This window comes from Enterococcus sp. DIV2453a (assembly GCF_050533535.1).
Classification (GTDB): Bacteria; Bacillota; Bacilli; order Lactobacillales; family Enterococcaceae; genus Enterococcus; species Enterococcus faecalis.
This window is the reverse complement of sequence record NZ_CP172899.1, coordinates 56,307-81,027: the sequence shown is the minus strand read 5'-3', so window position 1 is coordinate 81,027 and position 24,721 is coordinate 56,307. Positions and strand designations below refer to the sequence as shown.

The window sequence follows — 24,721 nt, the reverse complement described above, 5'->3', positions numbered from 1 at the left end:
CTAACTACTCATTTTACATGACGTTGTTATTTTCTGTCACCAATTCTAGCTCTTGCAAGTAATGATCCAAAGTCGCATGATGTTGATCGACATCGGCTAACTCTGTTTCAATTTTAGCTAAACGCGTGTTCATGCGTTGAATTTCCGTTAGTGTTTGTTGTAAAACGTTTAAAATCCGTTCATCGTTAGGCATTGAAATCACTCCTTGTCCATTTATAGTTCTGAGCCGTGTTCAATCTCTTCAATCGTTTCAAGAGACAAATCTTTGGCATCATTTTTAGCTTTGTGGAAGACCATATATAAAATGGTACAAACGATTGGGATACAGCCTGCTAAGAAGTACATTTGTTGGAATGACATAAAGTTACGTAATTCACCTAAAACGTACGGACCAACCCCTAATCCAAGGTCTAAACCAATGAAATAAGTCGATAAAGCAATCCCGATACGGTGAGGACTTGGGCTTTCTTGAAGACAAACCGCTTGGCCATTTGACATGAAAGTCCCATAACCTAAGCCAATTAACCCACCTGAAACTAATAACATCCAACCCGACGTAGTCATACTTAATAAGAACAGGCCTAGTGTTAAGAAAATGTAGCTCGGATACATGACGTAGCGTTCCCCTTTGACATCGAAAATCCGACCTGTCGATGGACGTGTTAAGGTAATCACGACTGCATAGACGATAAAGAAGAAGGTGCTGACGTCAACTAAATCGATTACTTTGACATAAGAAGATAAGAAAGATAAGACACTTGAATAAGCAAGCCCCATTAAAAAGGCGATAAATGTAATAAATAAAACTTTCTTTTCAACAAAACTATCAAAATTCCATTTAGATAAAGCTTCACGATGTTCAGGTGTTAACTCAATATTTTTCACTGGGAAAATGAAGCAAGCAATGGTTGTTAACAAAATTAAAATAATTGAAAAGTTAATAATGACATGGAAGTTGGAAACATTTAACAATAACATCCCAATAAATGGCCCGATGCCGGCTGCTAAACTAGTACTCAAACCATAATAATTGATCCCTTCCCCTTTTTTATTTTTAGGGATATAGGCGGTAACAATTGCGTTGGTCGCTGTCGAAACGGTTCCGTAACCAAACCCATTTAAAAAACGGACCAGATAAAGAATGCCCATACTTGGCATATACATATACGCAACAGTCGTTAAAAGATAAAACAAAGCCCCATAACGTAAGACTTGTTTGCGCCCAATCAGTTCAAGGAGTTTCCCCATGAAAAGTCGTGCAAGCAATGTCCCGATGATGTAAATTCCTGAGGCCAAACCCGCTTGACCTAAAGTAGCGTGTAAGCTATCTTGCGCAATCACCGCAATAATAACCATTAATAAATAATAAACAAGATAGACAATGAAATTAATCACTGTAATACTGATAAAGCCTTTATTCAAAAGCTTTGTTGGTGTTTGTTCTGTCATAATTCTTTGAATTCCTCTCTCTTTTGTTCTGTTTATTTTGTGTTGCTATTTTTCAATAAAAGACCGCTATCCCCTCACTTTGATGACTTATCAAAAAATTTTCTGAAATTCATTTGCAGTTATTACTATACGAGATATCCGTTACAAAAAAATGTAAATTTGTGAATGATAAACGTTATCTACAAATAACTTCAACAAATGTTGTTGATTTTTGTTGAAAAGCCAAAATGACTAATAATTTTAATTAAAATAAGCTCTTGGCTAATTGCTCAAAATTTACTTTTCATACGAAACTTCCTCATACATAGAAAAAGAAAAATAGGACATAAGCCGAAACGACTTATGCCCTATTTTTTTAAACTTTCTCTATTTTCGTCCTAAAATCCATGAAACGATGGCAACTAAAATCACTGCCCCGATAATCGATGGCACAATAGCCATCCCAGCTAAGCTTGGTCCCCATGTGCCTAAAATGGCTTGACCAATTGTTGAACCAACTAACCCTGCAATGATATTGGCAATAATGCCCATCGATGATCCTTTTTTAGTAATTGCTCCAGCGATTGCCCCAATGACCCCACCGACAATTAATGCCCAAATAAAGCCCATGATTGTTTCCTCCCTTTAACCGTTTATTCTACACGTGGTTCCATATTTTCTTTGACTTGTTCTGTTCCTTTATTCACAGCTTTTTTTGCTTTTTCTGTTTGTTCAGAAGCAAATTCACCGGTACTTTTGGCAGCGCCTGTGACTTTATCTTGAACCGTTTCGCTATCTTCTTCGTATTCTTCTTTTGATTTGATATCAACTACGTTAACATTCACTTCAATCACATCTAAGTGGGTCATTTTTTTCACTTCACGGCTGATTAATTCTTTCATTTTTTCGTAAATGTCTTGAATATCTTTGCCGTATTCTACCACGATATCCATATCAACAGCGACTTGTTTTTTACCAACTTCGGTATCAATACCAGCTGTGACGTTATCTGTGTTTACTAATTTTTCAGCAATATTTGAGAAAAAGCCGCCATCGACTGTTAATAGACCATCGACATTTTCTAAGGCTAAACCGATAATTTTTTGAACGACTTTATCTTCAAATGTTAATTCACCTTTGATTGCATGATCTTCTGGTGTGTGTGGTCCGTTTCCTGCTGGTTTTGGTACATTATTGAATTTTTCGTTACTCATGGTTCATTCCTCCTAGTTTCTTCTATTATTGCTTTATTTTTAATAAAATAATAACCAATTATTGAACACGAGGTGCCGTGTTTTCTTTGACTTTTGTCTTGCCTTTAGTTACCGCATGTTTGGCTTTATTGGTTTGTTTTGACATAAAACTACCTGTCGCTTCAGCGGCGTTGCCAAGTTTATCTTGGACTGTTTCACTTTCTTCTTGGTACTCTGCTTGTGTTTTGATATCTACTACGTTGACATTGACTTCGATTACTTCCAAGTGAGTCATTTGTTGGACTTCACGAGTAATAACCTCTTTCATTTGATCATAAATGGTCTCGATATCTTTCCCATATTCGGCTACAATGTCCATATCCACTGCGACTTGTTTTTTGCCGACCTCGGTGTGAATGCCTGTTGTAACATCTTCACTGTTAATCATTTTATCTCGTAAATTCGAGAAAAAACCACCGTCCACAGTTAACAAACCGTCGACTTCTTCCAAAGCAATGCCAATAATTTTTTGGATTACTTTATCCTCAAACGTCAACTCACCTTTAACAATCGATACATTTGCATTTTCCATAGCCAAAACCTCCTATTTATGATGAAAATAATTTTTGACAATGCCTGTCTGTTCCAAATACAAACCTAGCCAAATACCTAGTCCTGTCAGGAGTACCACTAACAATGTTTTAAAGAAGCCGATTGACAGAAACAAGATTGCAAAAACCAAACCGACTAGGCCACCAATTAACGGAACGGCATATTGTTTTATCCATTCAACCATTGTACATCCCTCCTACTCCACACGTGCTTGTGTTTGCTGTTGTTGTGGTCGTTTCATTGATTGAATATCTTCAAAATGAACATCAATCGTAATCTTGTGACCAGTTCCCACCAAACGAGCAAGCCGTTCTTCCATTGTTTTTGACCAAGCTTCTGTTTGTCCAATTAAATCCGCCGTTCGTTTCAGTGTGCCTTTGACATTGACCTTAATGCGCCGTTTTGTCGCCTTTACACGAATGGTTGGTGCTTCCAGAAAGTCACTGTCTTGCAAGCTAGAGCGTACAAATCCTTCGATGGCTTTACGGTGTAACACTAACTTTCCTTGCTCTTCTTTTAATTCAAACGTGCCTTTTCTTCTTGGGAATAAAAGAATGAATAAAAATAGAAAGAGCATAATTCCTAGTAAAACCAGCGCTACCCAAAAAATTGCTTGACGTGCGTACTCGTTGTCTTGCAAGAACCATTGGACATTATCTGGTGGTTGCCAAGCTGTATCGGCTGACCAAGTGGTGATGGCCACCGCGCCAAATAATGCCATTAAAATCAGTGAACCTAGAAGCAAAAGTATTTTAACAACTTTATTCACGGAACATCCCTCCTAAAGATTAATTGCTTCTCCACCAGTTACGCCATAAACTTGAGCCGTAACATAACTTGCATCATTGGACGCCAAGAAAACATAAACAGGGGCTAATTCAGCAGGCTGACCTGCACGTTCCAGTAAAGAATGTTGCCCAAATTCTGGCAACTCTTCAATTGGTTGTCCATGATCTAACTGTAACGGTGTCCAGATTGGTCCTGGAGCCACGCCATTTACCCGAATGCCTTTTGGTGCCAGTTGTTTTGCTAAACCAACGGTAAAGTTGGCAATTGATGCCTTCGTTGCTGCATAATCCAACAAATGCTCACTGGGATTAAAGGCTTGGACGGAAGTCGTTGTCACAATACTACTTCCGGCAGGCAAGTGAGGCACTGCTGCTTTGACAATGCCAAACATCGCAATAATATTGACATGGAAAGTGTCTATCACTTGTTCCATTGGTAATTCTTCAATAGCGGCACAGGAAATTTGTTGGGCAGCATTTAAAACAAGGGTATCCAAGCCGCCTAATGCTTCACGAGCTTGTGCAACCAATTCTTCAGGTGCCTGTTTATCTCTTAAATCTGCTGGCAAAAGAATGACTTTTCGGCCAGCTTCTCGTATATAGTGCGCCACTTCTTCGGCGTCTTTTTCTTCACCTGGGAAAAAATGTAAGGCGATATCTGCGCCTTCGCGAGCAAAAGCAATCGCCGCAGCTCGTCCAATCCCAGAATCACCGCCTGTAATTAATACCCGACGATTTTCTAATTTGTGATTTCCGACATAGCTGTCTTCCCCACAATCTGGTTTAGGGACCATTTTGTCCTGTAATGCGGGAGTTTCTTGATCTTGTTGCGGAAATCCATCACTATAAAATAACTTTCTTGGGTCTTTTAAGTTTGGTTCTGTCATTAAATCTCCTCCCTTTCTACTATTACCTTAATACAATTTTTTCTTTTTGAAAAATATTTGAGCACATAAAATAAAAAAAATATTTTTAATACTCATTAAGCGAAATTTTTGGCAAAATTATCTAAAAGCTGATTTTATTTTTCAAAATAGCGTTTAATTGACCTTTTTTATCAACATTTGTTATTGACATATGATGTCCAATTCGCTTAAATAAGAAAGAAGCCCAACAGGCAAAAACAAAAATATTTAGAGATAATTGAGGAGTTACCGCCAATGAGAAATGTTTTACAAGACTACTTAGATGAACATTCCTTTCGAGTCGTTGTAAAAAAGAAGAAAAATTATTTAACTTATGAAGGACTGCAAGATCGTTATGCCTATATTTTAAAAAGTGGCATCATCAAAACTAGCGTTATTTCCAAAGACGGTCGTGAATTTAATTTACGTTATATCAACAATTTGGAAATTGTTTCATTGCTACGTGATGAATATTCAGAATTTATTGATGCACCTTTTAATATTCGCATCGAATCTCCACAAGCAGAACTTTACCAAATCGACCGTGTTCAATTTTGGCGGGATATCAATAATAGTAAAGACTTGCAAATGTATGTCAAAGAATACTATCGGGACCGTTTAATGCATTCCATGAAAAAGATGCAGCAAATGTTGATGAATGGCAAATTTGGGGCCGTTTGTACACAAATCTATGAAATGTACGATTCATTTGGTGTAGAAACAGAGGAAGGTATTTTAATTGATTTCGTGGTGACCAATGAAGAAATTGCGCATTTTTGCGGGATAACTTCTGCTAGTAGCGTTAACCGGATGATGCAGCAACTAAAAGAGTTAGGGGCAATTGAACTACGTAACCGCAAAATTTTGATTAAAGATTTAGATATGATTAGAGATAACATTATTGTTTAACATCAGTACCCCCGCAAGTTTGACCTTGCGGGGGTACTTTTTCATCCACTTGACAACACGTATTACACGTATTAAAATATATCCTGTCAGGAGGTATTGTGCACATGCCAATGACACAAAAACAAATGGTCAAATTGCTAAAAAAGCACGGTTGGTTACCAACCGATGGTGGAAAAGGCTCCCATATAAAAATGGAGATGTCTGGCAAAAGACCCATCATTATCCCACACGGAGAATTGAAAAAAGGAACCGAAATAGGGATTTTAAAAGAGGCAGGGCTGAAATAGCCTTCCTCAATGATTGATAAGGAGGCATCATTCATGCTAATTAGTTATCCTGCATGTTTCTACAGTGTCGAGAATGGTTACTATGTTTATTTCCCAGATATAGGTGGTTCTGGTACGCAAGGAGATACAATTCCTGATGCAATTGCGATGGCTTCCGATTATTTAGGTATGATGTTATCTGATGATATTGAACATCAAAGAACAATCCACCAGCCATCTCCTATCAATACGTTGTCATTAGAAGATAATAATCCCTTTAGAGATGACGATGACTTTAATTTTAACCTTGCAGACTCGTTTGTTTCTATGGTAAATGTAGAACTAAATGATTATTTAGGAACAAATACGTTAGTCAAAAAAACCGTCACCATTCCCAAGTGGTCTGATGAACTCGGGAAAAAAAATAAATTGAATTTTTCTAAAACCTTGACCGATGCCATCGTTGAAAAGTCGCTACATGTTTTAAAGTAGCCTTGAGAAAGCACCCCCGCACGCTTGACCTTGCGGGGGTGTTTTTTATTTTTCAGTGACAATATTCACAGGAAATTGTCCATAATCTAAATTAAATGTCCGACCAGCCGTCAGCTGAAGCATTTCTTTTTTCATGCCTTCCGCCAAACGTGCATCCCCAAAACTTTCAATCATATCAATAACGGTGATTACTTCTTTATAATATCTCATTTTGCCAGTGTACAGATAATACGTAAGATTTTTTAAATAACGTAAGTTAAAATGAATATAGTAGATTTCGGCAGGAATCGTGGTAACACTCATTAGCGCTAAATATTCCCGGGCTTTCGCATAATTTTTCTTATAAAGTTGCGCTGTAATGATATTTAGGTAAAAACCATAGGCGACATTTAATGTTTGGGTATCACGTAATTCAGCATCTTTGACAGGAAACATCTGCTCAAGAATCTGAAGGACTTCGTTTTCAGAAAATAACGCCCCTGTATTAGTCACCATTTGATAATCGTAATATGTATAGTAGCTTTTGCTAGAGATAAGTGCGAGAATTGCCATTCGATCAGTTTCATCAAATTCTGGAATTTCCTCCCAATCATTACTGAAAGTTAGCTTAATATCTGTATAAATAGACATCTCTACTGCGTTTTTTTGGGGATTGCGCTCTAATTGATAAAAGTAATGAATCAGGTTCTTTTTTTCACTTGTATTGTTCAACCCCATTTGACAACATTCAATTTGATGCATAATTTTAGATGAAGCCGTACTTCTTGTTTCAGAGACCATATGAAAAAATTCATTAAAGGTAATCCCAAGTGACTGTAATGCTGTCATTAAATCCTCGTAACTTAGCTTGGCTTCACCAATTTCGATTCTTCGATAGGTTTGTTTCCCTTTTTTTGGTAAAACATCTTTCTGAGCAATTTTTTTCTTTTTTCTAAAATACTTTAATGCCTCTAACACATCCATAATATGCTCCTTTCTATTAATAAGTTAATATTAAGTATTATTTTTTTATTAACTAAAATATACTATTTTCTAAAAAAATTATTTCTATGAACTTTAATATTATCAAATAATCGAATAATATATTTGTTTGAATTATTTTTTCGCACATTATAATTGTTAGACGTCAACAAATTTTAAAAAAACTTTTCTAATTCGTTCTTGAAGAAACTAAGATATCTGTCTTATAATGAAATTCAATATAACTCAGAGCAGGAGGTGTCGCAATGTTTGGTTTCAATATTAGTTTATTTCTTATTACTCGGTTCCGTTAAACCCACTCTTCACTAACCATTGTACAATCAATTTCCTTGAATATCTATTTCATTTTTATTAAATAACATTTTTAATAAAAGTACATATATTTTTATTTTCGGATATTTTCTTTAATTAAATGAAATATATTTATTAAAACAAATAAATTACATTCAATTAAATCAGAAGGAAACAGATTGTAGCAAGTGAAGAAAAAAACAGCTCTTGAGTGATATTTTCTCAAGAGCTGTTTTTCTATTTTATTTCAAAAGCGGTTTGCGTTGTGGGGTTATTACTTAATAAGGTGTTTTTATACAGTAAATAGTACGCTGCCGCTGACCAACTAAAGTTTTTCGTACTTAGGCCCTTCCCTGTTAGTGGATCATAATTTTCATGAATAGGTCCTTCTCCCATCAATCCTTCGGCATGTAAGAAGAGTTTTTGTGTCATTTCTTTCGCTTCTTTTGTATAGTCATAGTTTTGAAGAGCTTCTACACCAAACAAGGCTTGATCAAGCCAAACTGGTCCCCGCCAATATTTCGTTGCAGCAAATTTTTCATTGTCTTTGGATGCTGTTGGGAATGGCATAAAGGTATTGAACATTTCTTGATTCATCATGTTTTTCTTAACTGCCGCCGCCTGTTCTTTGGTCGCTACTTTTGCCCAAAGCGGCAACCAGCCTTCTGTTCCTTTGCCACGATTGACTAACAATTTTGTTTTCGAGCCGTCTTCATTTATTTGTAAGTCATAGAAGAAGCCTGTTTTTTCATCAAACATATTTTCTTGAATATATTTTTTTAGTTTCTTCGCTTCTTTTTGATAGTTCTTATAGTCCTCTTTTTTGCCTAGTTCTTCTGCTATCGAAGCTAAATAGCCCTTTTCAGCGTAGAGATACGCATTCAAATCCACTGATTCTTGATTAATCGAATACCCCACTACTTTTCCTTTATTTTTATTTTCAAAAACTTTAACTCCAACGTCGCCTTTGCCCACACCTTCTTTGTCAAACCGTGTAGCGTTATCCATGCCACTTTCCCACGCGGCTGCTTCAATAACAGCATCATCATCCACTTTAGGTTGGCCATTTTTATCTTTAATGATTTGATCCTTGTCGTCTTTTTGCCAGTGAGCATCACTGACCATGCTTCCATATTCTGCTATCCCATTTTTATTGTGGTCTCTGTTGGTATACCACCAATTATGATAAGCCACAAGTTTGGGATACATTTCTTTTAAAAATTCCTTATCTTTGGTTTCTTGATAAATATGCCAAACTGCCCATGCAGCCAATGGTGGTTTAGAATTTCGTTCATTCCAGTTGCCACCTTCACCACCACGCGCACTGTCTTGATTGTAAAAGACAGCATCAATGATCGCTCCTGCATCTTGTGGACGTACGGTATCATCTTTTTGAATTTGATAATCAAACAAGGCCCGCATATTATTTTTAGCTAACTCAGGATTAAAATCAGCCGTTGCTACATCCGCTTTCCACGAATCCCAAGCCCACATACCAATAAACCATTTATAAGACATGGACGGAACAATCCCGTCATGCTTAAAGGCACCTGCCGCACTTCGCCAATTGGTATTAATCGTTTCAATCGATTTGACTAGCGCATTTTGATATTCAGGAAATTCTGCTGTTTTCTTTTGATCAAACGTTTTATCTAGATATCCTTGCCATCTTTGCTTGTTCTCTTTGAAATAGCGCGCCGCATTTTTGGTATATTCGGGTGCTTGTTGTTGTTCCTTTGCCTCTTCCTCTTTTGTAAAAGTATAGCTTTCTGTCGTATAGGTGTTGTACGTTTGTTTAGGCTTCAATTCAATTGGTTCAGCGGTCGCTGTATAATTCCGATTATCAATTTTTGTTGAAACTTTATCCGCATGATGAATCGTATATTTTGTGTCTTTCGTAGCAAAATAATTCCACGTTTCTCTGACTTCACCAAAATTCACTTGAATGTCATTGTCTTTAGCAGTTAAACGAGTACCAATATCTAAGGTTTCCGTTCCCTCTTGAATTTTGTCAAAGACCGCACCTGTCCAGCTTGCTTCAAGTGACAAGGGATCTTCACCAGTGTTTTCAAGTGTCGTTTGGATAAGCGCCGTTCGATTGCTGACAAAAATTAAAGCTAAATGAATCGTTACATCGTCTAATTCATAGGTTTGCTCTAGGCGCCCAGGATAATAAGACAGGTCCATGCGGTTGCTTTGGCTTAAATCATAGGTTTCTCCCGTTTTTTTATTTTTGACCGTTAATTTGTTTAAACTTGCCGCCAAGTTTACCGGATATTCTTCCGCAATAATCAATGGCCCCGCAAAACCACCCAGTAGCTCTTTATTGCTTTTTTCAGGTAAATAGTAGCCATGCCATGCACCTAAATCAGAAAAATTATTAAAATAATTGGTATCGTATACGCCATTCGTCCGTTCAGTTGGTGATGCACTCACATCTAAAACATTTGCAAATTCATCAACTTTTGTTCTTTCAACACTTGCTTGCACTTCCCCGCTTAACGCAAAACAGCTGACTACGGTGATTCCTAACGCTAACCAAGTAGACACCCATTTCTTTTTTGATAAACCCTTCATAAAACCCCTCCTATAAAATGATAGCGCTTTATACACTGATTTATTATCAGCAAGGACTATGCCAAATGGAGTGTATCCCTTTTTATTATTGAAAGATTCAACTTTCTCTAGAAAAAAAGCGACCGTATCGAAGTGTATTGATCAAAAAATAACGAGTGTATCGATAGTGTATTTAGTTTATGCTTGATTCTGTTTTATTTTCGTAGCTTCCACAAATTTTTCAGTAATTTTTTGCGGTCGTGTAATAACAGATCCCACCACCACGCTATAAGCACCTAGCTCCAGAACACGTTGGACTTTTGCTGGCGTATCAATCATTCCTTCTGCAATGATTGGTGTAGTAAAATGCTTCTTTGCTTCTCTTAACAGTTCAAAATCATTTTGTTCAATCCGCTGATTTTCACTTTGCGGCGTATAGCCGACTAACGTTGTGCCAATATAATCAAAGCCTAACTCCGCCGCTTCAATCATCTCTTCCAGCGTGGAACAATCTGCCATCCATTCTTGGTTAGGATACTTTTCTTTTATTCTTTTGAAAAATGTGGCTAACGTTTCGCCATTTGGTCGTTTCGAATGGGTTGCATCGAGAGCGATAATTTCTGGCTGAACAGCCATTAATTCATCTACCTCACGCATAGTTGCGGTAATATATACTTCTGCGTCAGGATAATCTCGTTTAATAATCCCAATGATTGGTAAATCTACCTCTTTCCGGATTGCTCGAATGTCTACCACAGAATTTGCTCGAATGCCTTTAGCCCCTCCTTGTTTAGCGGCCAAAGCCATCTTGGACATGATAAAAGAACTATGCAACGGTTCGTCTGCCAACGCTTGGCAAGAAACAATTAATGCCCCTTTGATTTCTTTATTCAACATTGATCCCTCCAATTTAAAAGCGATTACAAACACAGTATACCTACAACAGCTGAAATATGCCACTCTCCCAAATAAGAACAAACGTTTCACGTGAAACAAAAGAAAGCAAGCGGTTAAGGCTTGCTTTCTTTTGACTTATTTTTAATTTTTATGACCCTCTAAATAATCATACCCAAAATGTGCATACGCAAATGGCGTTGCAATTCGTCCTCGTGGTGTTCGTTTAATGAAACCTTTTTGAATAAGATAGGGTTCATACATATCTTCCACCGTTTCGGTTTCTTCACCGATATTTACAGACAAGGTACTTAAACCAACTGGACCGCCGCCGTATAAATCAATCATTGTTTTCAACAATTTTTGATCGACATAATCCAAGCCTTGATGGTCCACTTGCAGCAAGGTTAACGCTTTGTCTGCAATCGCTCGGTCGATTTTGCCATCTGATTGGACTTGGGCAAAATCACGGACACGTTTTAACAAACGGTTAGCAATTCGGGGGGTTCCTCTTGAGCGGCGCGCAATTTCAAAGGCACCTTCCTCAAAAATCTCCGTTTGAAAAATATCCGCGGAACGAAGAACGATTTCTTTTAAATCCTGCTCTTGATAATACTCCATGTGAGAAATAATCCCAAAACGATCTCGTAATGGCGCTGAAAGCATCCCTGCCCGTGTGGTAGCGCCCACTAAAGTAAAAGGCGGTAATGGAAAATGAACGGGATGTGCCGTGGTTCCTTGACCGACCATGATATCAATGTAAAAATCTTCCATTGCGGAATACAGCATTTCTTCCACAACTCGCGGCAAACGATGAATTTCATCGATAAATAACACATCACCAGGCTCTAATTCGTTCAAAATAGCGACTAAATCTCCCGCCCGTTCGATGGCTGGTCCACTTGTGGTACGAATGTTCACATTCATTTCATTGGCGATGACCATCGCCATTGTCGTTTTCCCTAAACCTGGTGGACCATAAAGAAGGGTATGATCCAACGCTTCATTCCGATTTTTCGCCGCTTCAATATAAATCGTTAGTTCTTGTTTTACTTTGTCTTGACCAATATATTGTGCTAAAAATTGTGGACGTAACGATTTTTCAATTGAAGCTTCTGCTTCTTGACTTGCAGCTGAAAGCAACCGTTCTTCTTCTGTCATCGTTATTCCTCCTTAGCGTTTCATCATGAATTTTAACGCATTGCTTAAATAAACATCTGTCGTTGTCTCACCTAACGCTTCCAATTGCTTAGTGATACGCTTAATCTCTCGGTCACTGTAGCCTAGGGCACTTAATGCTTCTAACGCTTCTGCCAATGCTTGATTGCTTGTTGTCACCGCTTCGGTTGCGGTCATGGCAGCCACCGCTGCTTCGGAAGACTCTAATTCGCCTAGTTTTCCTTTTAAATCTAAAATCATTTGTTGGGCTGTTTTCTTGCCAACACCTGGGAACTTCGTTAAATATGTAACATCTTCCCCTTCAATTGCATTGATTAAACCACCATGATCGGCCACAGAAGCCATGATAGCTAAACCACTTTTAGGGCCAATTCCAGAGACACTGATTAATTTTAAGAACAATTGTTTTTCTTCTAAACTGCCAAAACCAAATAAAAGTTGTGCATCTTCCCGCACGACTTGGTGAAGATATAGTTTAATATCCGTATCCATTTTTCCTGAATAGCGATACGGGTTATCGACTGAAATCTGATAGCCAATGCCATTTGTTTCAACGACAATATAGTATGGGCTAACAAACGTTACTTTTCCAATAATATATTCGTACATGTTGTCACCTTTCCAATTGCTGATTGCGTACATATGTTCCATTTTACTTGATTCATTTATTTTAAGCGATATCTTCATCGTTTGCAAATATTCCTATGAGCAATCTATACTAATAGCCTGAAAACACTCTTTATAAAACAGCTTTCTATTGATGAAGCAAACAATAATTAATAACTAACAGAAGACAGATTAACACGCTCTCCCTAGTAGAGACAATAATTTTATGTACAACTCAGTCTAATAATTCTATCTAGAAAGCTGTAAAAATTTAGGATTGATATTACTTTCAGACAAAACTAAATCATAATCTTCTGGGTAAACTTTTAAGTGCTGATCTAACGCAACAGATACCCCTGCTTGTAACCTTGCTAAAGCTACTTTATTATCCATCCATGTCAATGCATGAAATAGGGTACCTAAACAGGATATTCCTTTGCCTTTTCTATACTCTGCCTGAGTAATATTTGCTCGGGGATGAAAATTTTCACTATATCTAATAACTGCTTTAGCCGACCGATAGTTATACATTCGTCCACCATGTGCAGCTCTATTCCTATAACTATGACATAAAAAGATAATGTCAGTAAACATATTGGTAATCCCTTCATCCACGATTTCTTTAGGTATTCCTAGAATCATCGCTATAACTTCTTTTTTATTTTCACTTTTTTGTAATTTATAAAAATTAGCCAGGTTTCCAAATGTTGTTCCTTTTAACATAATCCAAGGTGGAACGTTTCCATGATAACCACGATAGTGTTTCATGGGTTCTATATCATCGTAGATAATCTTTTTAAACTTTGTAATTAGCTGATCAACTTTATATCCTTGTCCGTTTTTGTTTTTCTTTCCACTTTGATAATGACGTCTATTCAAATAGTCTATTTGTTGTTCACCTATATTTTTACTGACAACGTAAGAAATAGCTGCTCTTACATACATCTCAACATCACATGTCGCATCAATTACAGATGAAGTTATTGTTTTGTCCATCATAAATAAAGAAAAAATATGATCAAATGTACTGTTTTCTATAAAACATTCTTCTTGATGGTCAGTTATTTTTTGCTTTTTTTCCAAAAGGAAGTCTTTATAGCCATTGATAATCTCATAATAGCCATAAAAAGATAATTTCTTTTTTGCATTTTCCTTATCCGAGAAAACCAATCCTCGAGCTTCCAAAATAGCTAATTGTTCATCTAACGTTTTAAAAGGCTTCATATACTGTTCTCCTATTAATTAGCACAAGAACGTCTATTAGAAAAACTAATAGACGTTCTTGGTTAGCCGCACAGCAGCTCTTCTTTAAGGTTATCTCTATGCTATCATTTGTTTTGTAGCTAGTCAATAGCCCAATTTTCTAAAGAAAATGCTTTTTATACTAAAAAATACAATACGTTGTATAAAAACAGAAAAAATATTAAGTATATTTCTATACATTGTCCAAAAAATCAAAATGCACACAGCCATAGCGGAGAATTTTTTATCATCGACCTTGGCTACATCTATTTGTTACTTTTCGCTCACTAGGGAATTAAAAAGTGCGTACTGTTTTTTTTAACATGCTTGCGTAATAATAGCGGTAGCTTCAAAAAAATAACCAAAAAGGAGACTACATACATGAAATTAAGTATCTTAGATCAATTAACGGTTCCTAAAAATCAATCAGCAAGCGACACATTACAAGAAGCCAAAGAGCTCGCTCAATTAGCGGAAAAACTTGGCTACACAAGAATTTGGTATGCCGAACATCACGGCTCAGACGCCTTTGCCAGTGCAACGCCAGAAATTTTAGTTGCACATATTGCTAGTGCCACCGAAAAAATTCGTGTTGGCGCGGGTGGCATCATGACCATGCATTATGCGCCATTTAAAGTCGCAGAAACGTTTAAAACGTTAGCAGCTTTATATCCTGATCGAATCGATTTAGGCATGGGCCGCTCGCCTGGTGGCAGCCCTTTAACTACGTTGGCGTTAAATAATGGTCAGCCACCTCAGCTAGACCAATTTGATAAATTACCTGAAATTTTACTCTTTTTAAGAGAGGAATTTCCTGAAGATCATTTATATTCTAAAATTTCAGCTGTTCCGCGGGAAGTTCTATTACCACAACCCTGGTTACTAGGTGCTAGTAAAGAAAGCGCACGTTCAGCTGGTGAATATGGCATTAATTTTTCCTTTGCGCAATTTATTCATGGACATTTGCCCAAAGAAGTATTGTCCGCATATTACAAGCATTTCCGACCAGTAACTGAACAACAAGAGCCGCAAGTGAGCGCTGCGTATTTCACTTTTGCCGCCGACACGAAAGAAGAAGCAGAATACCATGCGGCTAGTTTTGAGCATTATATCTTTGCCACCGAACATGGGCTTCCAAATAAATTTTTATCGCCAGAAGAAGCACTAGCTTTCCCTTACAGTGAAATGGACAAACTGGTTTTAGAACAAAATAAACAACGCTTTGTCATTGGCAGTAGCCAAGAAGTTGCGGAGTTTTTCCACCAACAAGAAGAACTAGGGTTGACAGAAGCGATGCTAATCACTCCAGGTTATGACAAACAAACGCGCTTTCAATCATTTGAACGCCTAGCAAAAGAATTATTATAGAAAGGAAATGAGAAATGTTAGAGGTTTTAAAAAGAATTAATACGCTTGCACAAAAAGAGCGTGAACAAGGCTTAACATCTGAAGAACAAGCTCTTCGTGTCGATTTGCGACAAGAATATTTGCGGACCATTCGTGAACAATTCAATAAAACATTAATGGGCGTCACTATTTATGATCCTACTGGTGAAGATGTGACCCCAGAAAGATTAAAAGAAGAACAGCAGAAATATTTTGATTAAAAGAGACACAGAACAGTCGATTTGACTATTCTGTGTCTCTTTTTAACTACTCTTCTGTCACATATGTCCACTTATAATCATATTGTGCGCCAGCACCATGGGCAACGACGCCTTTCACTTCTTTACTGCGTAGATGGGCAGTCGCCTTTTGATAAAGTGGTGCTAAAGCGGTCTCTTCACCAATCAATAACTTCTCAGCCTTAACCATGTCTTCCCAACGTTTTTCAGGATCTGAAGCATCTCTTGTGGCTGAAGCCTCGATCAACTCATCGTAGGCTTTACTTGAAAAACGCCCGCGATTATAGTTATTGCCAGTGACAAAAAGGTCTAAGAAACTACTTGGATCTGCGTAATCCGCAGCCCAACCACCTAAGATTGTCTCAAAATCGCCGCGACTACCTCGATCAATTCGAACTGAAAACGGCACTGGGCTCACTGTTACATCAATGCCCTCTAAAGTATCCTTTAACGTACCTTGAATATATTCCGCTAACTTTTTCGTAGAATCGACATCATCGGCAACAATATCCATTTTGAGTGTTGTTATACCCAATTCTTTCTTCGCTTTTGCCCAATATTCTTTTGCTTTTTCTGGGCTATATTCAACAATTTTTTTATTTTCATCAGCAAAATCTTTGTCATCTGTTGGCGAATAAGACATCCCTTCTGGAATTAAGCCGGTAGCGACTACTGAGCCGTCGCCTAAAATTTTATCTACTAATGCGTTGCGATCAATCGCTGCTGAAATTGCTTTGCGTAAATTCACATTATTATACGGTGAATTTTTATCTCGCTGATTAAATTCCAAATAGCTGGTTCGTGCTTCTTTTTCGATAACCAATTCTGGATCCTTCGCCATTTGCTGGGCCAATTCGCCGCTTAAAATAACATCGTCTGCCTGGCCATCTTGGAATAAGTTCAAGGCAGTTGGCGCCTCCTTGACAACATCAAAATTGATTTTATCTAATTTGACATTGTCTTTATCCCAATAGTTTTCATTTTTTTCCAAAGTCCAATTGGTATCTGAGCCAGCCCCTTCAAAGTTAGCTAAGACAAACGGACCATTATAGACTGCTTTTTCACTGGAAGCAGCGTAATCTTTGCCATATTTCTCTACGGTTGCTTGATGTTGCGGGAAAAATAGTGGAAAGGCCAGTAAATAATCAAAATATGGTGTTGGTTTTGCCAGTTTAATTTCTAGCTCGTAATCTCCGTTTGCTTTAATGCCTAATTCAGAAACTGGTTTCTTACCAGCTACAATGTCTGCACCGTTTTCAATCATTTCTAGAAAATAAGCATACTCAGCGCCAGTCTGAGGATCTGCTGTACGTTGCCAACTAAAAACATAATCGGCAGCTGTGACAGGATCACCATTGGACCATTTTGCTTCTTCTCTTAGTTTCACTGTGTACGTCAGACCATCATCACTGACTTGCACTTTTTCTTTAGCCCCTGCTGGTTGCGGCTTGCTTTTATCATCTAAACGATAAATTCCTTCATACGCATTATTCAGTGCCGTAAAACTAATTGTATCTGTTCCTAAAGATAAATCTGCAGAAGGCATTTCTTGTTGAACTACTACTTTAAATTCTTGTTTAGCGGCAGTTTTCTCTGATCCGCCCTTTGCTTTTTCGGCGCCAGCTCCCCCATCACCACCACAAGCAGCTAAAACTAACAGCGTTGTTAAACTTAACCCGATAAGTCCTTTTATACGTTTACTTTTCATGCCTTTCTCCCTTCACAGAAAAAACTCTTCATTTTTTAATTTTTAGAATATTCTTATAATACTAAAATTAAAAACAAATGGCAAGCATTAAAATAAAAAAAGAACCAATCCCGAAGGACGGTTCTTAAAAAATGACTAACTAGCTTTGTTACGTCGTTTATAAATATACCAGCCAGAAGAAGAAAGTCCAACGAACAGTAAACCATATAATGCAAGCGTTTCTGTTTCTGTACCCGTTTTAGGTAAAAAGCCGCCATACTTTTTCTTCTCTGTTACGGATGGATTGCTCTGTCTTGCTCCCGCTTGGTTTTGTTTATTAGTTGCTACTGGTGTTTCTGGTGTTGGTTTTGGATCTGGTTTTGGATCTGGTTTTGGATCTGGTTTTGGATCTGGTTTTGGCGTCTCTCCTCCACCGATTAACTCTTTGTAAGCTTCTTCCGAAATAGAAACAATTCGTTCGCCTGGGAATGGTTCTTTATATTGTGCTAAATCAATCGTCGTTGCTGCACGATACAACCGCAAGCTGGTTGCACTTTTCAAGTATTCAATTAAGACAGCATCTAGTGAAATCCCTTCTTCTCGTTCACCACCTAGCATATCGTAACCATCACCACCAGCAGCTAAGAAATCATTGGTAGCCATCCGGTATTGTTTCTTCTCATCCAATGGTTCAAACTTTTGCGTTTGCCGATTTTTAATTTCTATTCCTAATACGCGACTACCAACAATCGTTTGTCCTGTTTCATTGCCTTCGTCACTAGCCAAGCGAGTACCTGGTTTTGTGGAATCATAGTGGATACGAATGGAGCTTGAAACATGTAGGAAACCACCATTTGCGCCAAGTTTTGGTTGGCCAGCATCATCTAGTAAAATTGTGCCATTCTCATCTTTTTGTGGAATCGAACGAACAGACATTTCAAACATTTCTTTAACTTGAGCGCCGGTTACTTGAATTTGCGCAATGCTATTGCCAAAAGGTAACACAGCAATGACATCCCCAACTTTAATTGGCCCTTGTTTAATATCAGCGCGAATGCCGCCACCATTGGTTACTGCAAAATCAGCAGGTTGACTAAACGCGTCTTGCCCATATGACATAATCGCATCACCAATCAAATTCCCTAAGTTGGTCTCTCGTGTGCGCACATTTTCTCGTTGTCCATCCAATGTGAATGGAATATAATTGACAATTACTTTTTCATTTTCAGCGTTAAAATTCGTACGTGCTTCATCAACGATGGCTTTAACTGCCGGGTTTTCTGACAATTCTAGCAACTCTGCTGCTGAAATCAATTTTGCTGTTTTCTTAGTTGGTTCACTCTCTGGTGCTGTGACGATCCCAACATTATTTAAATAATTACCTGTTTGAGCATAGATCACTTTGCCATAACGTTTGCCGCTTTCGACGGCTGTATGCGAATGTCCATCAATCACAGTGATATCTAACTCAGGATATGTTTGACTAAGGGTTTCTGCTAGCGTATCACCACGCCAGATATGCGGCGTCGTTTCATCTACGCCTAAATGCCCAGTAACCACGAAAGCTTGAATATCCGCGTACTTCTCTTTAATTTCATTAATCACTGCTTCTACTTCTGGAATCGGGTCTTTAAATGTTACCTTCTCCACGTTTTTCGGGTGTGTTTTCGTTGCTGTTTCTGGGGTCGTCACACCTACAATGGCAAACTTTTTCCCAGCTTTTTCTACGATTGTATACGGATCAAAAACCCGTCCACTGCCATCTTTGTAATACGTATTACTAGATAAAATCGGAAAATTCAGTTGGTCTTTATAACCTAGTGCAATCTCTAAACCAAAATCAAACTCGTGATTTCCCACCGCCATGGCATCATAACCAACTTCATTCATTGCTTTGGCCATATCCGCGCCTTTGGAGAAATTGGAGATTGGTAATCCTTGGAAAACATCTCCTGCATCCACCATCAAGGTTGGGTTTTCTTGGTCTTTAAAGGTTTTTAGACGCGCCATACCTAATTCGCCTTTCCCTGCTTCTAGTCGGCCATGAACGTCATTTGTGTGCATAATGGTATATGCATTATCTAAATCAAAGCCCGCATTACGGACATCTTGTTTCGTAATAGCGGCGGCGTTTGGTGTACGTCCATCAGGAGAAGTCGGAATTTGAAGAGTGCCGTCATTCACTAATTCGATTGCTTTGGTACGCCATTTTTCATCAAAATTTGTCCCAATAATTGACCAATTTCGTTCGATTTCTTGTTCTGGATCAAGCGTTCCTTTTTTCTTAATATAATCAACAATCATTCCTCGTAAGGTTTCTGGATCAGAATTTTTAATAGGTTCCCCTACTTGAATCCCTTGGCTAGCTAAACCGCCGTAACGATAATTATTCATAGCAATCGTATATTCTTTGGCAGGATCCAGCGGTTGGCCGTCAATTTTCGCATCTACAATTCGTTCACCCACTGGTTTTGAAATGTCAATCTTGTAGTCCACTCCAGAAATCATGTCATAGTTATATACACGAATGTTTGGATTAAAACTAATGGTCAAATCATCTGGCTGTGTTTGGTTATAGTACGCCCCTTGTTTTTCTAAATACTTCAGTAAGTTTTCACCGTTAATGGGAACACTCACTAAGGTATTCGGGTATTTGTAGATATCAAAAATCGTGGCATAGGAAATCTTCCCCGCAGGTAATTTACTGTCGTATTTAAACAGCGCTGCCGCACTTAATTGTGCACCTGTTACTTCTTTTTGAACGTTATTAATTAAAGAAATCATCGCTGTTGGTTGTAATTGTGCTTCGGGAATTCCTTTAATTTCTTGTTTTGGTAAAAAATCAGCTGTTGCTGTGCCGATCTCCTCCTGAATAAACGCTCGCGTTTGCTCATGGTATTCTTTTGTCGCTGCCTTAACTGCTTCATCTGCTGGAACATTCGTTGTTGGTACAATCGTTGCTGTACCTTCTTGCACTTCCCACTTATCGGCATTTTTAGCAACTGAAAGATCAATTTTGACAACTTCTGTCCCCGTATCTTTCGGTCCCCCTACCGGTACAGTTTTTCCATTCGGCGCTGCTCCTTGCTTGGTAAAAGAAAGGTGGTCATGACCTAGAATATACGCATCAATCCCCGCGACATTTTCAATTACTTGGTCGGCGCTGGCAGCCGGATCACTATTTTGTTGTCCCGCATGAATCGAGGCAACAATAATGTCAGCCTGATCGTTAGCTTTCAACTCAGTAACTGCTTTTTCTGCTTCTTCTTTCAAAGGTAAAAAATTAAGCGAAGTAACACGAGGGCCATCCCACAAAGAAATGTGCGGGATTGTTAAGCCGATAATCCCAACTTTTAAATCTGGCTGCCCATCTTGATTAAAATCAAGTTCCTTCGTGGTAGTCCCTTTAACAAAACGACGACCATCTTCCTTATTGTAGGTATTCGCAGACAAAATTGGAAAAGCGGCTTCTTTTTGAATTTTTTGGATTAACGGTAAACCAAAATTAAACTCATGATTTCCCAAAACCATTGCATCATACTTCATGACATTCATGGCGGTGATCATTGGATGGGTCTTTTCATTCACTAAAGGCGCTTTATTATACAAGTCATCTGTTAAAATAGTGCCTTGAATATTGTCGCCATTATCAATTAAAACGGTGCCTGCTGGGTTTTGCGCCCGGACTTGGTTGACGACTGTACTTACTTGGGACAAACCAACTGGTAATTCTTTATCATCTTCATAAGACCAATTCCATAATTGACCATGAACATCTGACGTACCTAAAATTGTTATTTTTTGTGGTGTGCTCGTTTCTTCTTTTTCAGCGGTTGACGTTTCTAAATTCGTCGTTTCTGCTGGTGCCGTGGTTTCTTGTGACTGCTTGACACTGTCACTCGTAGCCTGATTTGGTGCTTCTTGTTTGATGTCTGTTGTTTCCTGTGTGATGACTGGTTCTTGTTTTCTACTTGAATCGGTGGTACTTGTTACTGCTTCTGAACTTTGTTGACTCGTTGTTTCTACTGCATATGCCGTACTAGTAACGCTTGGCGCTATCAACGCAACAGCCATTAAAAAATGCATGCCCCACTTCACTTTTTTAAAGCTCAACTTTTTCACAAATTTCCTCCTTGTGTTTCAACCCATTTGCAACAAACAATTGTCAAAGTAACAAACAACAAAAAGAGCCTTCCCCCATCACGCTGCTCTTCTTTTCCTATCATAATATATCCGTTAAATAAAAAACAGTAAATTCCGTTAAAATAAGATGTTTTTCCTGTAAATTGTTTTTATTTTTGGACAATATAGCGGATTTGTTTGTGAAAAAAATAGTAATTTTGACCAAAACACGAACTTTATAAAAAAGAAAGTCTTTTTATATTGGAAAAGCGGAACAAAAACTATTTTTTTGAAAAAAATAACTAAAAATACCGAATAAACAGCATTGGTCTAGTCCTTGAATGTCTCTAAACAAATACTAGCAGCAATTGGTCTAGTCTTTAAGGAGGAAAAAGAACGCTCTTTTGCTTAAGCAAAAGAGCGTTCTTTTTTATTTGAGATTAATCCTTCATATAAGGTAACTTTTTAGCATAGCCTTCTTTATTCACTTGACGTGCCCGGGCAATCGCCAAATCTTCTGAAGGGACATCTTCTGTGATGGTTGAACCAGCAGCAGTCACCGCATGATCACCAATCGTGACTGGCGCAACAATGTTCGTTGCAGAGCCAATAAACGCGTGATCACCCACGACTGTTTGGTGTTTATTTTTGCCATCATAATTAACAAAAACAACGCCGCAACCGACATTAATATCTTTGCCTAATGTTGCATCACCAACGTATGTTAAATGGCCCACTTTTGTGCCTTCATCGATTGTTGCATTTTTTACTTCCACGAAGTTACCAATGTGTACGTTTGCCCCCACATCTGCTTTAGGACGTAAATGTGCATACGGACCCACATCGGCCCCCTCGCGAACCACACTTTCTTCAATCACAGACTGTTTAACAACCACTTGATTGCCGATATGACTATCAACGATTTCTGAATGTGCGCCAATCAAGCAATCTTCGCCAATCACTGTTTTCCCTTTGATAGTGACTCCCGCTTCAATGACTGTGTCTGAACCAATTACCACGCCTTCATCAATATATGTTGTATCTGGATCAATAAATGTAACACCATTTCGCATATGCATTTCATTTAAACGACGATGCATAATTTTATTAGCAGTGGATAAAGCGACGCGATCATTTACACCCATTGCTTCGTCAAAGTCTGCCATTTGGTAAGCAGCGACAGCTTTGCCTTCTTTTTTCAAAATTTCAATGATATCTGTTAAATAGTATTCCCCTTGTGTATTGTTTGTATCTGTTTTCGCTAACGCTTCAAACAATGATTCATTATCAAAACAGAAGGTTCCTGTATTAATTTCTTGAACACGTGCTTCTTCTTCACTGGCATCTTTTTGTTCCACGATTCGTTCAACAATGCCCACATGGTCACGAATAATTCGACCATAGCCTGTTGGGTCTTCCGCATGCGCTGTTAAAATAGTCGCACTTGCATTCTTACCTTGATGGTAATCGAATAAATTTTTCAAGGTTTCCGCAGTTAATAACGGCGTATCCCCTGTAATAACTAATGTTGTTCCTTGTTTACCACCTAATAACTCTTGTGCTTGCATGACCGCATGCCCAGTTCCCAATTGTTCAGCTTGTAAGGCATATTGACTACGTTCGCCTAAATGGCTTTTAATCATTTCCGCCCCGTGTCCAACGATCGTCACGATTTCTGTTGGTTCTGTTTGTTCTACCTGATCTAAAATATGTTCGACCATTGGTTTACCAGCAACTGGATGCAATACTTTATAAAGTTTAGATTTCATGCGTGTTCCTTTACCAGCTGCTAAAATAATTGCGTATCTATTTTCCACGTTTGCCACCTCAAATTAACTAAATTGTTTGATTTTCTTCTAAATCGTCCTCATTATACCTTTTCTAGTTTATCTTACTCTTTTGTCTTTTTCAACAAAATAAGGCATTTAAAAGGTAGACCAATTTATTTTCTCATCTTTTTTTAAAGGAATAAAACAGAAAAAAAGAACCTGAAAATGGAATGGACCATTTTCAGGTTCTTTTTCAAATTATTTCTCTGTGAAATAGTTTCCTGGGACTACGCTAATCGTTTTTGTTTGTGTATCCACATCTTCCACGTACAATAGCGAAGTGTAGTCATCGATTGCACGACGGCCATTGAATTTTGACTCAGCAAAAACGGTAATGCCCACAAGTTCTGCTTCAAATTCTTCAATCATACTCTTCATACCATTGACGGTGCCGCCGCCTTTCATGAAGTCATCCACGACTAAAACTTTTGAGCCGCGTTTTAAGCTGCGTTTTGAAAGTTCCATTTTTTCGATACGTTCTGAAGACCCTGATACATAGTTCACGCTCACCGTTGAACCTTCAGTAATCTTAGAATCGCGACGAACAATCACAAACGGAACATTTAAGTAATAAGACACAGCTTGCGCAATTGGCACTCCTTTGGTCGCAACGGTCATTACCGCATCAATTTGTTTGCCTAAATATTTAGAAGCAATAATCCGGCCCACTTGTCTTAATAAATTCGGTTCCCCAAGTAAATCTGAAAGATAAACATAGCCCCCAGGTAATAAGCGATCTTGTTCTGACAAACGATCACATAAATCCATAATCAACTGCTCCGCTTCCTCATAAGGAATTTCAGGGATAAAGCGGACACCGCCTGCAGCGCCTGGAATCGTTTCTAAAATACCTGTTCCACGTTCTTTAAATGTTTTTTTAACAATTGCTAAATCTTCACTAATGGAAGACTTGGCAGATTGGTATCGGTCAGCAAAATATGTCAAAGAAACCAATGTATGGGGATGATCTAAAAGATATTGGGTCATATCGATTAATCGTTCACTTCTCCGAATTTTCAAATTCGTCACTCCTTTTCATTCTATCGTTCCTTATTATAAGGGGTTTAACCGAAAAATTCGAGGATTTTTTTCAAATAACTGAAAATAGTTCGCCAT

23 protein-coding genes are annotated in these 24,721 nt (G+C 38.1%); 5 read left to right on the top strand and 18 right to left on the bottom strand.

Annotated elements, in window-relative coordinates:
• Window positions 1–13: 13 nt before the first annotated feature.
• The 8 genes from IGK03_RS00365 to IGK03_RS00330 form a co-directional block, all read right to left on the bottom strand.
• Entirely contained in the window at window positions 14–193 is a 180-nt protein-coding gene (locus tag IGK03_RS00365; protein ID WP_002381345.1) for a hypothetical protein, read from the bottom strand.
• Window positions 194–213: 20 nt separating this feature from the next.
• Window positions 214–1,449, bottom strand: coding sequence for an MFS transporter (locus IGK03_RS00360; protein WP_002356101.1), 1,236 nt, complete (start codon window positions 1,447–1,449; stop codon window positions 214–216).
• Between the two features lie 366 nt (window positions 1,450–1,815).
• Window positions 1,816–2,058 (bottom strand): GlsB/YeaQ/YmgE family stress response membrane protein, encoded by a 243-nt coding sequence (locus IGK03_RS00355; RefSeq protein ID WP_002356092.1) that lies wholly within the window; start codon window positions 2,056–2,058, stop codon window positions 1,816–1,818.
• 23 nt (window positions 2,059–2,081) lie between these two features.
• Window positions 2,082–2,642: an Asp23/Gls24 family envelope stress response protein gene (locus IGK03_RS00350; protein ID WP_002356090.1), complete on the bottom strand. Its 561-nt coding sequence runs from the start codon at window positions 2,640–2,642 to the stop codon at window positions 2,082–2,084.
• 58 nt (window positions 2,643–2,700) lie between these two features.
• The gene (locus IGK03_RS00345; protein ID WP_002383483.1) at window positions 2,701–3,213 is read right to left on the bottom strand and encodes an Asp23/Gls24 family envelope stress response protein; all 513 of its coding nucleotides are present in this window, start codon (window positions 3,211–3,213) and stop codon (window positions 2,701–2,703) included.
• A gap of 12 nt (window positions 3,214–3,225) precedes the next feature.
• A complete protein-coding gene (locus IGK03_RS00340; RefSeq protein WP_002356087.1) occupies window positions 3,226–3,417 on the bottom strand; it encodes a DUF2273 domain-containing protein in 192 nt (63 codons plus the stop codon).
• A gap of 12 nt (window positions 3,418–3,429) precedes the next feature.
• A complete protein-coding gene (gene amaP, locus IGK03_RS00335) occupies window positions 3,430–4,002 on the bottom strand; it encodes an alkaline shock response membrane anchor protein AmaP (protein WP_002381343.1) in 573 nt (190 codons plus the stop codon).
• Between the two features lie 12 nt (window positions 4,003–4,014).
• The gene (locus IGK03_RS00330) at window positions 4,015–4,908 is read right to left on the bottom strand and encodes an SDR family oxidoreductase (RefSeq protein WP_010775474.1); all 894 of its coding nucleotides are present in this window, start codon (window positions 4,906–4,908) and stop codon (window positions 4,015–4,017) included.
• A gap of 273 nt (window positions 4,909–5,181) precedes the next feature.
• On the opposite strand from IGK03_RS00330, the gene IGK03_RS00325 reads away from it, so the two are divergent.
• From IGK03_RS00325 to IGK03_RS00315, 3 genes are all read left to right on the top strand, one after another.
• Window positions 5,182–5,835, top strand: coding sequence for a Crp/Fnr family transcriptional regulator (locus IGK03_RS00325; RefSeq protein WP_002356081.1), 654 nt, complete (start codon window positions 5,182–5,184; stop codon window positions 5,833–5,835).
• A 104-nt stretch (window positions 5,836–5,939) separates the two neighbouring features.
• The gene (locus IGK03_RS00320; protein WP_002367585.1) at window positions 5,940–6,122 is read left to right on the top strand and encodes a type II toxin-antitoxin system HicA family toxin; all 183 of its coding nucleotides are present in this window, start codon (window positions 5,940–5,942) and stop codon (window positions 6,120–6,122) included.
• Window positions 6,123–6,155: 33 nt separating this feature from the next.
• A complete protein-coding gene (locus IGK03_RS00315; RefSeq protein ID WP_010707936.1) occupies window positions 6,156–6,593 on the top strand; it encodes a type II toxin-antitoxin system HicB family antitoxin in 438 nt (145 codons plus the stop codon).
• A gap of 45 nt (window positions 6,594–6,638) precedes the next feature.
• Here the strand turns inward: IGK03_RS00315 and IGK03_RS00310 are convergent, their stop codons facing one another.
• The 6 genes from IGK03_RS00310 to IGK03_RS00285 form a co-directional block, all read right to left on the bottom strand.
• The gene (locus IGK03_RS00310; protein ID WP_010713649.1) at window positions 6,639–7,556 is read right to left on the bottom strand and encodes a helix-turn-helix domain-containing protein; all 918 of its coding nucleotides are present in this window, start codon (window positions 7,554–7,556) and stop codon (window positions 6,639–6,641) included.
• Between the two features lie 546 nt (window positions 7,557–8,102).
• Window positions 8,103–10,442, bottom strand: a complete 2,340-nt coding sequence (ygjK, locus tag IGK03_RS00305) for an alpha-glucosidase (protein ID WP_430602399.1) — start codon at window positions 10,440–10,442, stop codon at window positions 8,103–8,105.
• A 177-nt stretch (window positions 10,443–10,619) separates the two neighbouring features.
• Window positions 10,620–11,318, bottom strand: a complete 699-nt coding sequence (locus tag IGK03_RS00300; protein WP_002370615.1) for an N-acetylmannosamine-6-phosphate 2-epimerase — start codon at window positions 11,316–11,318, stop codon at window positions 10,620–10,622.
• A gap of 141 nt (window positions 11,319–11,459) precedes the next feature.
• Window positions 11,460–12,476, bottom strand: coding sequence for a Holliday junction branch migration DNA helicase RuvB (gene ruvB / locus IGK03_RS00295; RefSeq protein WP_002383488.1), 1,017 nt, complete (start codon window positions 12,474–12,476; stop codon window positions 11,460–11,462).
• 12 nt (window positions 12,477–12,488) lie between these two features.
• On the bottom strand, window positions 12,489–13,103 hold the full coding sequence (ruvA, locus tag IGK03_RS00290) for a Holliday junction branch migration protein RuvA (protein ID WP_002359241.1): 615 nt from the start codon (window positions 13,101–13,103) through the stop codon (window positions 12,489–12,491).
• 246 nt (window positions 13,104–13,349) lie between these two features.
• A complete protein-coding gene (locus tag IGK03_RS00285; protein ID WP_002407578.1) occupies window positions 13,350–14,324 on the bottom strand; it encodes an Abi family protein in 975 nt (324 codons plus the stop codon).
• A gap of 399 nt (window positions 14,325–14,723) precedes the next feature.
• Between IGK03_RS00285 and IGK03_RS00280 the strand changes: the two genes are divergently transcribed.
• Window positions 14,724–15,710, top strand: coding sequence for an LLM class flavin-dependent oxidoreductase (locus IGK03_RS00280; protein WP_002356071.1), 987 nt, complete (start codon window positions 14,724–14,726; stop codon window positions 15,708–15,710).
• A gap of 14 nt (window positions 15,711–15,724) precedes the next feature.
• Window positions 15,725–15,949, top strand: coding sequence for a DUF896 domain-containing protein (locus tag IGK03_RS00275; protein WP_002373729.1), 225 nt, complete (start codon window positions 15,725–15,727; stop codon window positions 15,947–15,949).
• A 46-nt stretch (window positions 15,950–15,995) separates the two neighbouring features.
• On the opposite strand, the gene IGK03_RS00270 is transcribed toward IGK03_RS00275, so the two are convergent.
• The 4 genes from IGK03_RS00270 to purR form a co-directional block, all read right to left on the bottom strand.
• Window positions 15,996–17,675: a peptide ABC transporter substrate-binding protein gene (locus IGK03_RS00270; RefSeq protein WP_002361487.1), complete on the bottom strand. Its 1,680-nt coding sequence runs from the start codon at window positions 17,673–17,675 to the stop codon at window positions 15,996–15,998.
• 135 nt (window positions 17,676–17,810) lie between these two features.
• Entirely contained in the window at window positions 17,811–21,776 is a 3,966-nt protein-coding gene (locus IGK03_RS00265; protein WP_202334725.1) for a 5'-nucleotidase C-terminal domain-containing protein, read from the bottom strand.
• A 440-nt stretch (window positions 21,777–22,216) separates the two neighbouring features.
• On the bottom strand, window positions 22,217–23,602 hold the full coding sequence (glmU, locus tag IGK03_RS00260; protein ID WP_002356067.1) for a bifunctional UDP-N-acetylglucosamine diphosphorylase/glucosamine-1-phosphate N-acetyltransferase GlmU: 1,386 nt from the start codon (window positions 23,600–23,602) through the stop codon (window positions 22,217–22,219).
• Window positions 23,603–23,803: 201 nt separating this feature from the next.
• Window positions 23,804–24,625 (bottom strand): pur operon repressor, encoded by an 822-nt coding sequence (purR, locus tag IGK03_RS00255; protein ID WP_002381336.1) that lies wholly within the window; start codon window positions 24,623–24,625, stop codon window positions 23,804–23,806.
• Window positions 24,626–24,721 lie beyond the last annotated feature (96 nt).

Coding starts and splice junctions, on each gene's coding strand:
- IGK03_RS00365 (WP_002381345.1), bottom strand. CDS start 193: ATGCCTAACGATGAACGGATTTTAAACGTTTTACAACAAACACTAACG.
- IGK03_RS00360 (WP_002356101.1), bottom strand. CDS start 1,449: ATGACAGAACAAACACCAACAAAGCTTTTGAATAAAGGCTTTATCAGT.
- IGK03_RS00355 (WP_002356092.1), bottom strand. CDS start 2,058: ATGGGCTTTATTTGGGCATTAATTGTCGGTGGGGTCATTGGGGCAATC.
- IGK03_RS00350 (WP_002356090.1), bottom strand. CDS start 2,642: ATGAGTAACGAAAAATTCAATAATGTACCAAAACCAGCAGGAAACGGA.
- IGK03_RS00345 (WP_002383483.1), bottom strand. CDS start 3,213: ATGGAAAATGCAAATGTATCGATTGTTAAAGGTGAGTTGACGTTTGAG.
- IGK03_RS00340 (WP_002356087.1), bottom strand. CDS start 3,417: ATGGTTGAATGGATAAAACAATATGCCGTTCCGTTAATTGGTGGCCTA.
- IGK03_RS00330 (WP_010775474.1), bottom strand. CDS start 4,908: ATGACAGAACCAAACTTAAAAGACCCAAGAAAGTTATTTTATAGTGAT.
- IGK03_RS00325 (WP_002356081.1), top strand. CDS start 5,182: ATGAGAAATGTTTTACAAGACTACTTAGATGAACATTCCTTTCGAGTC.
- IGK03_RS00320 (WP_002367585.1), top strand. CDS start 5,940: ATGCCAATGACACAAAAACAAATGGTCAAATTGCTAAAAAAGCACGGT.
- IGK03_RS00315 (WP_010707936.1), top strand. CDS start 6,156: ATGCTAATTAGTTATCCTGCATGTTTCTACAGTGTCGAGAATGGTTAC.
- IGK03_RS00310 (WP_010713649.1), bottom strand. CDS start 7,556: ATGGATGTGTTAGAGGCATTAAAGTATTTTAGAAAAAAGAAAAAAATT.
- ygjK (WP_430602399.1), bottom strand. CDS start 10,442: ATGAAGGGTTTATCAAAAAAGAAATGGGTGTCTACTTGGTTAGCGTTA.
- IGK03_RS00300 (WP_002370615.1), bottom strand. CDS start 11,318: ATGTTGAATAAAGAAATCAAAGGGGCATTAATTGTTTCTTGCCAAGCG.
- ruvB (WP_002383488.1), bottom strand. CDS start 12,476: ATGACAGAAGAAGAACGGTTGCTTTCAGCTGCAAGTCAAGAAGCAGAA.
- ruvA (WP_002359241.1), bottom strand. CDS start 13,103: ATGTACGAATATATTATTGGAAAAGTAACGTTTGTTAGCCCATACTAT.
- IGK03_RS00285 (WP_002407578.1), bottom strand. CDS start 14,324: ATGAAGCCTTTTAAAACGTTAGATGAACAATTAGCTATTTTGGAAGCT.
- IGK03_RS00280 (WP_002356071.1), top strand. CDS start 14,724: ATGAAATTAAGTATCTTAGATCAATTAACGGTTCCTAAAAATCAATCA.
- IGK03_RS00275 (WP_002373729.1), top strand. CDS start 15,725: ATGTTAGAGGTTTTAAAAAGAATTAATACGCTTGCACAAAAAGAGCGT.
- IGK03_RS00270 (WP_002361487.1), bottom strand. CDS start 17,675: ATGAAAAGTAAACGTATAAAAGGACTTATCGGGTTAAGTTTAACAACG.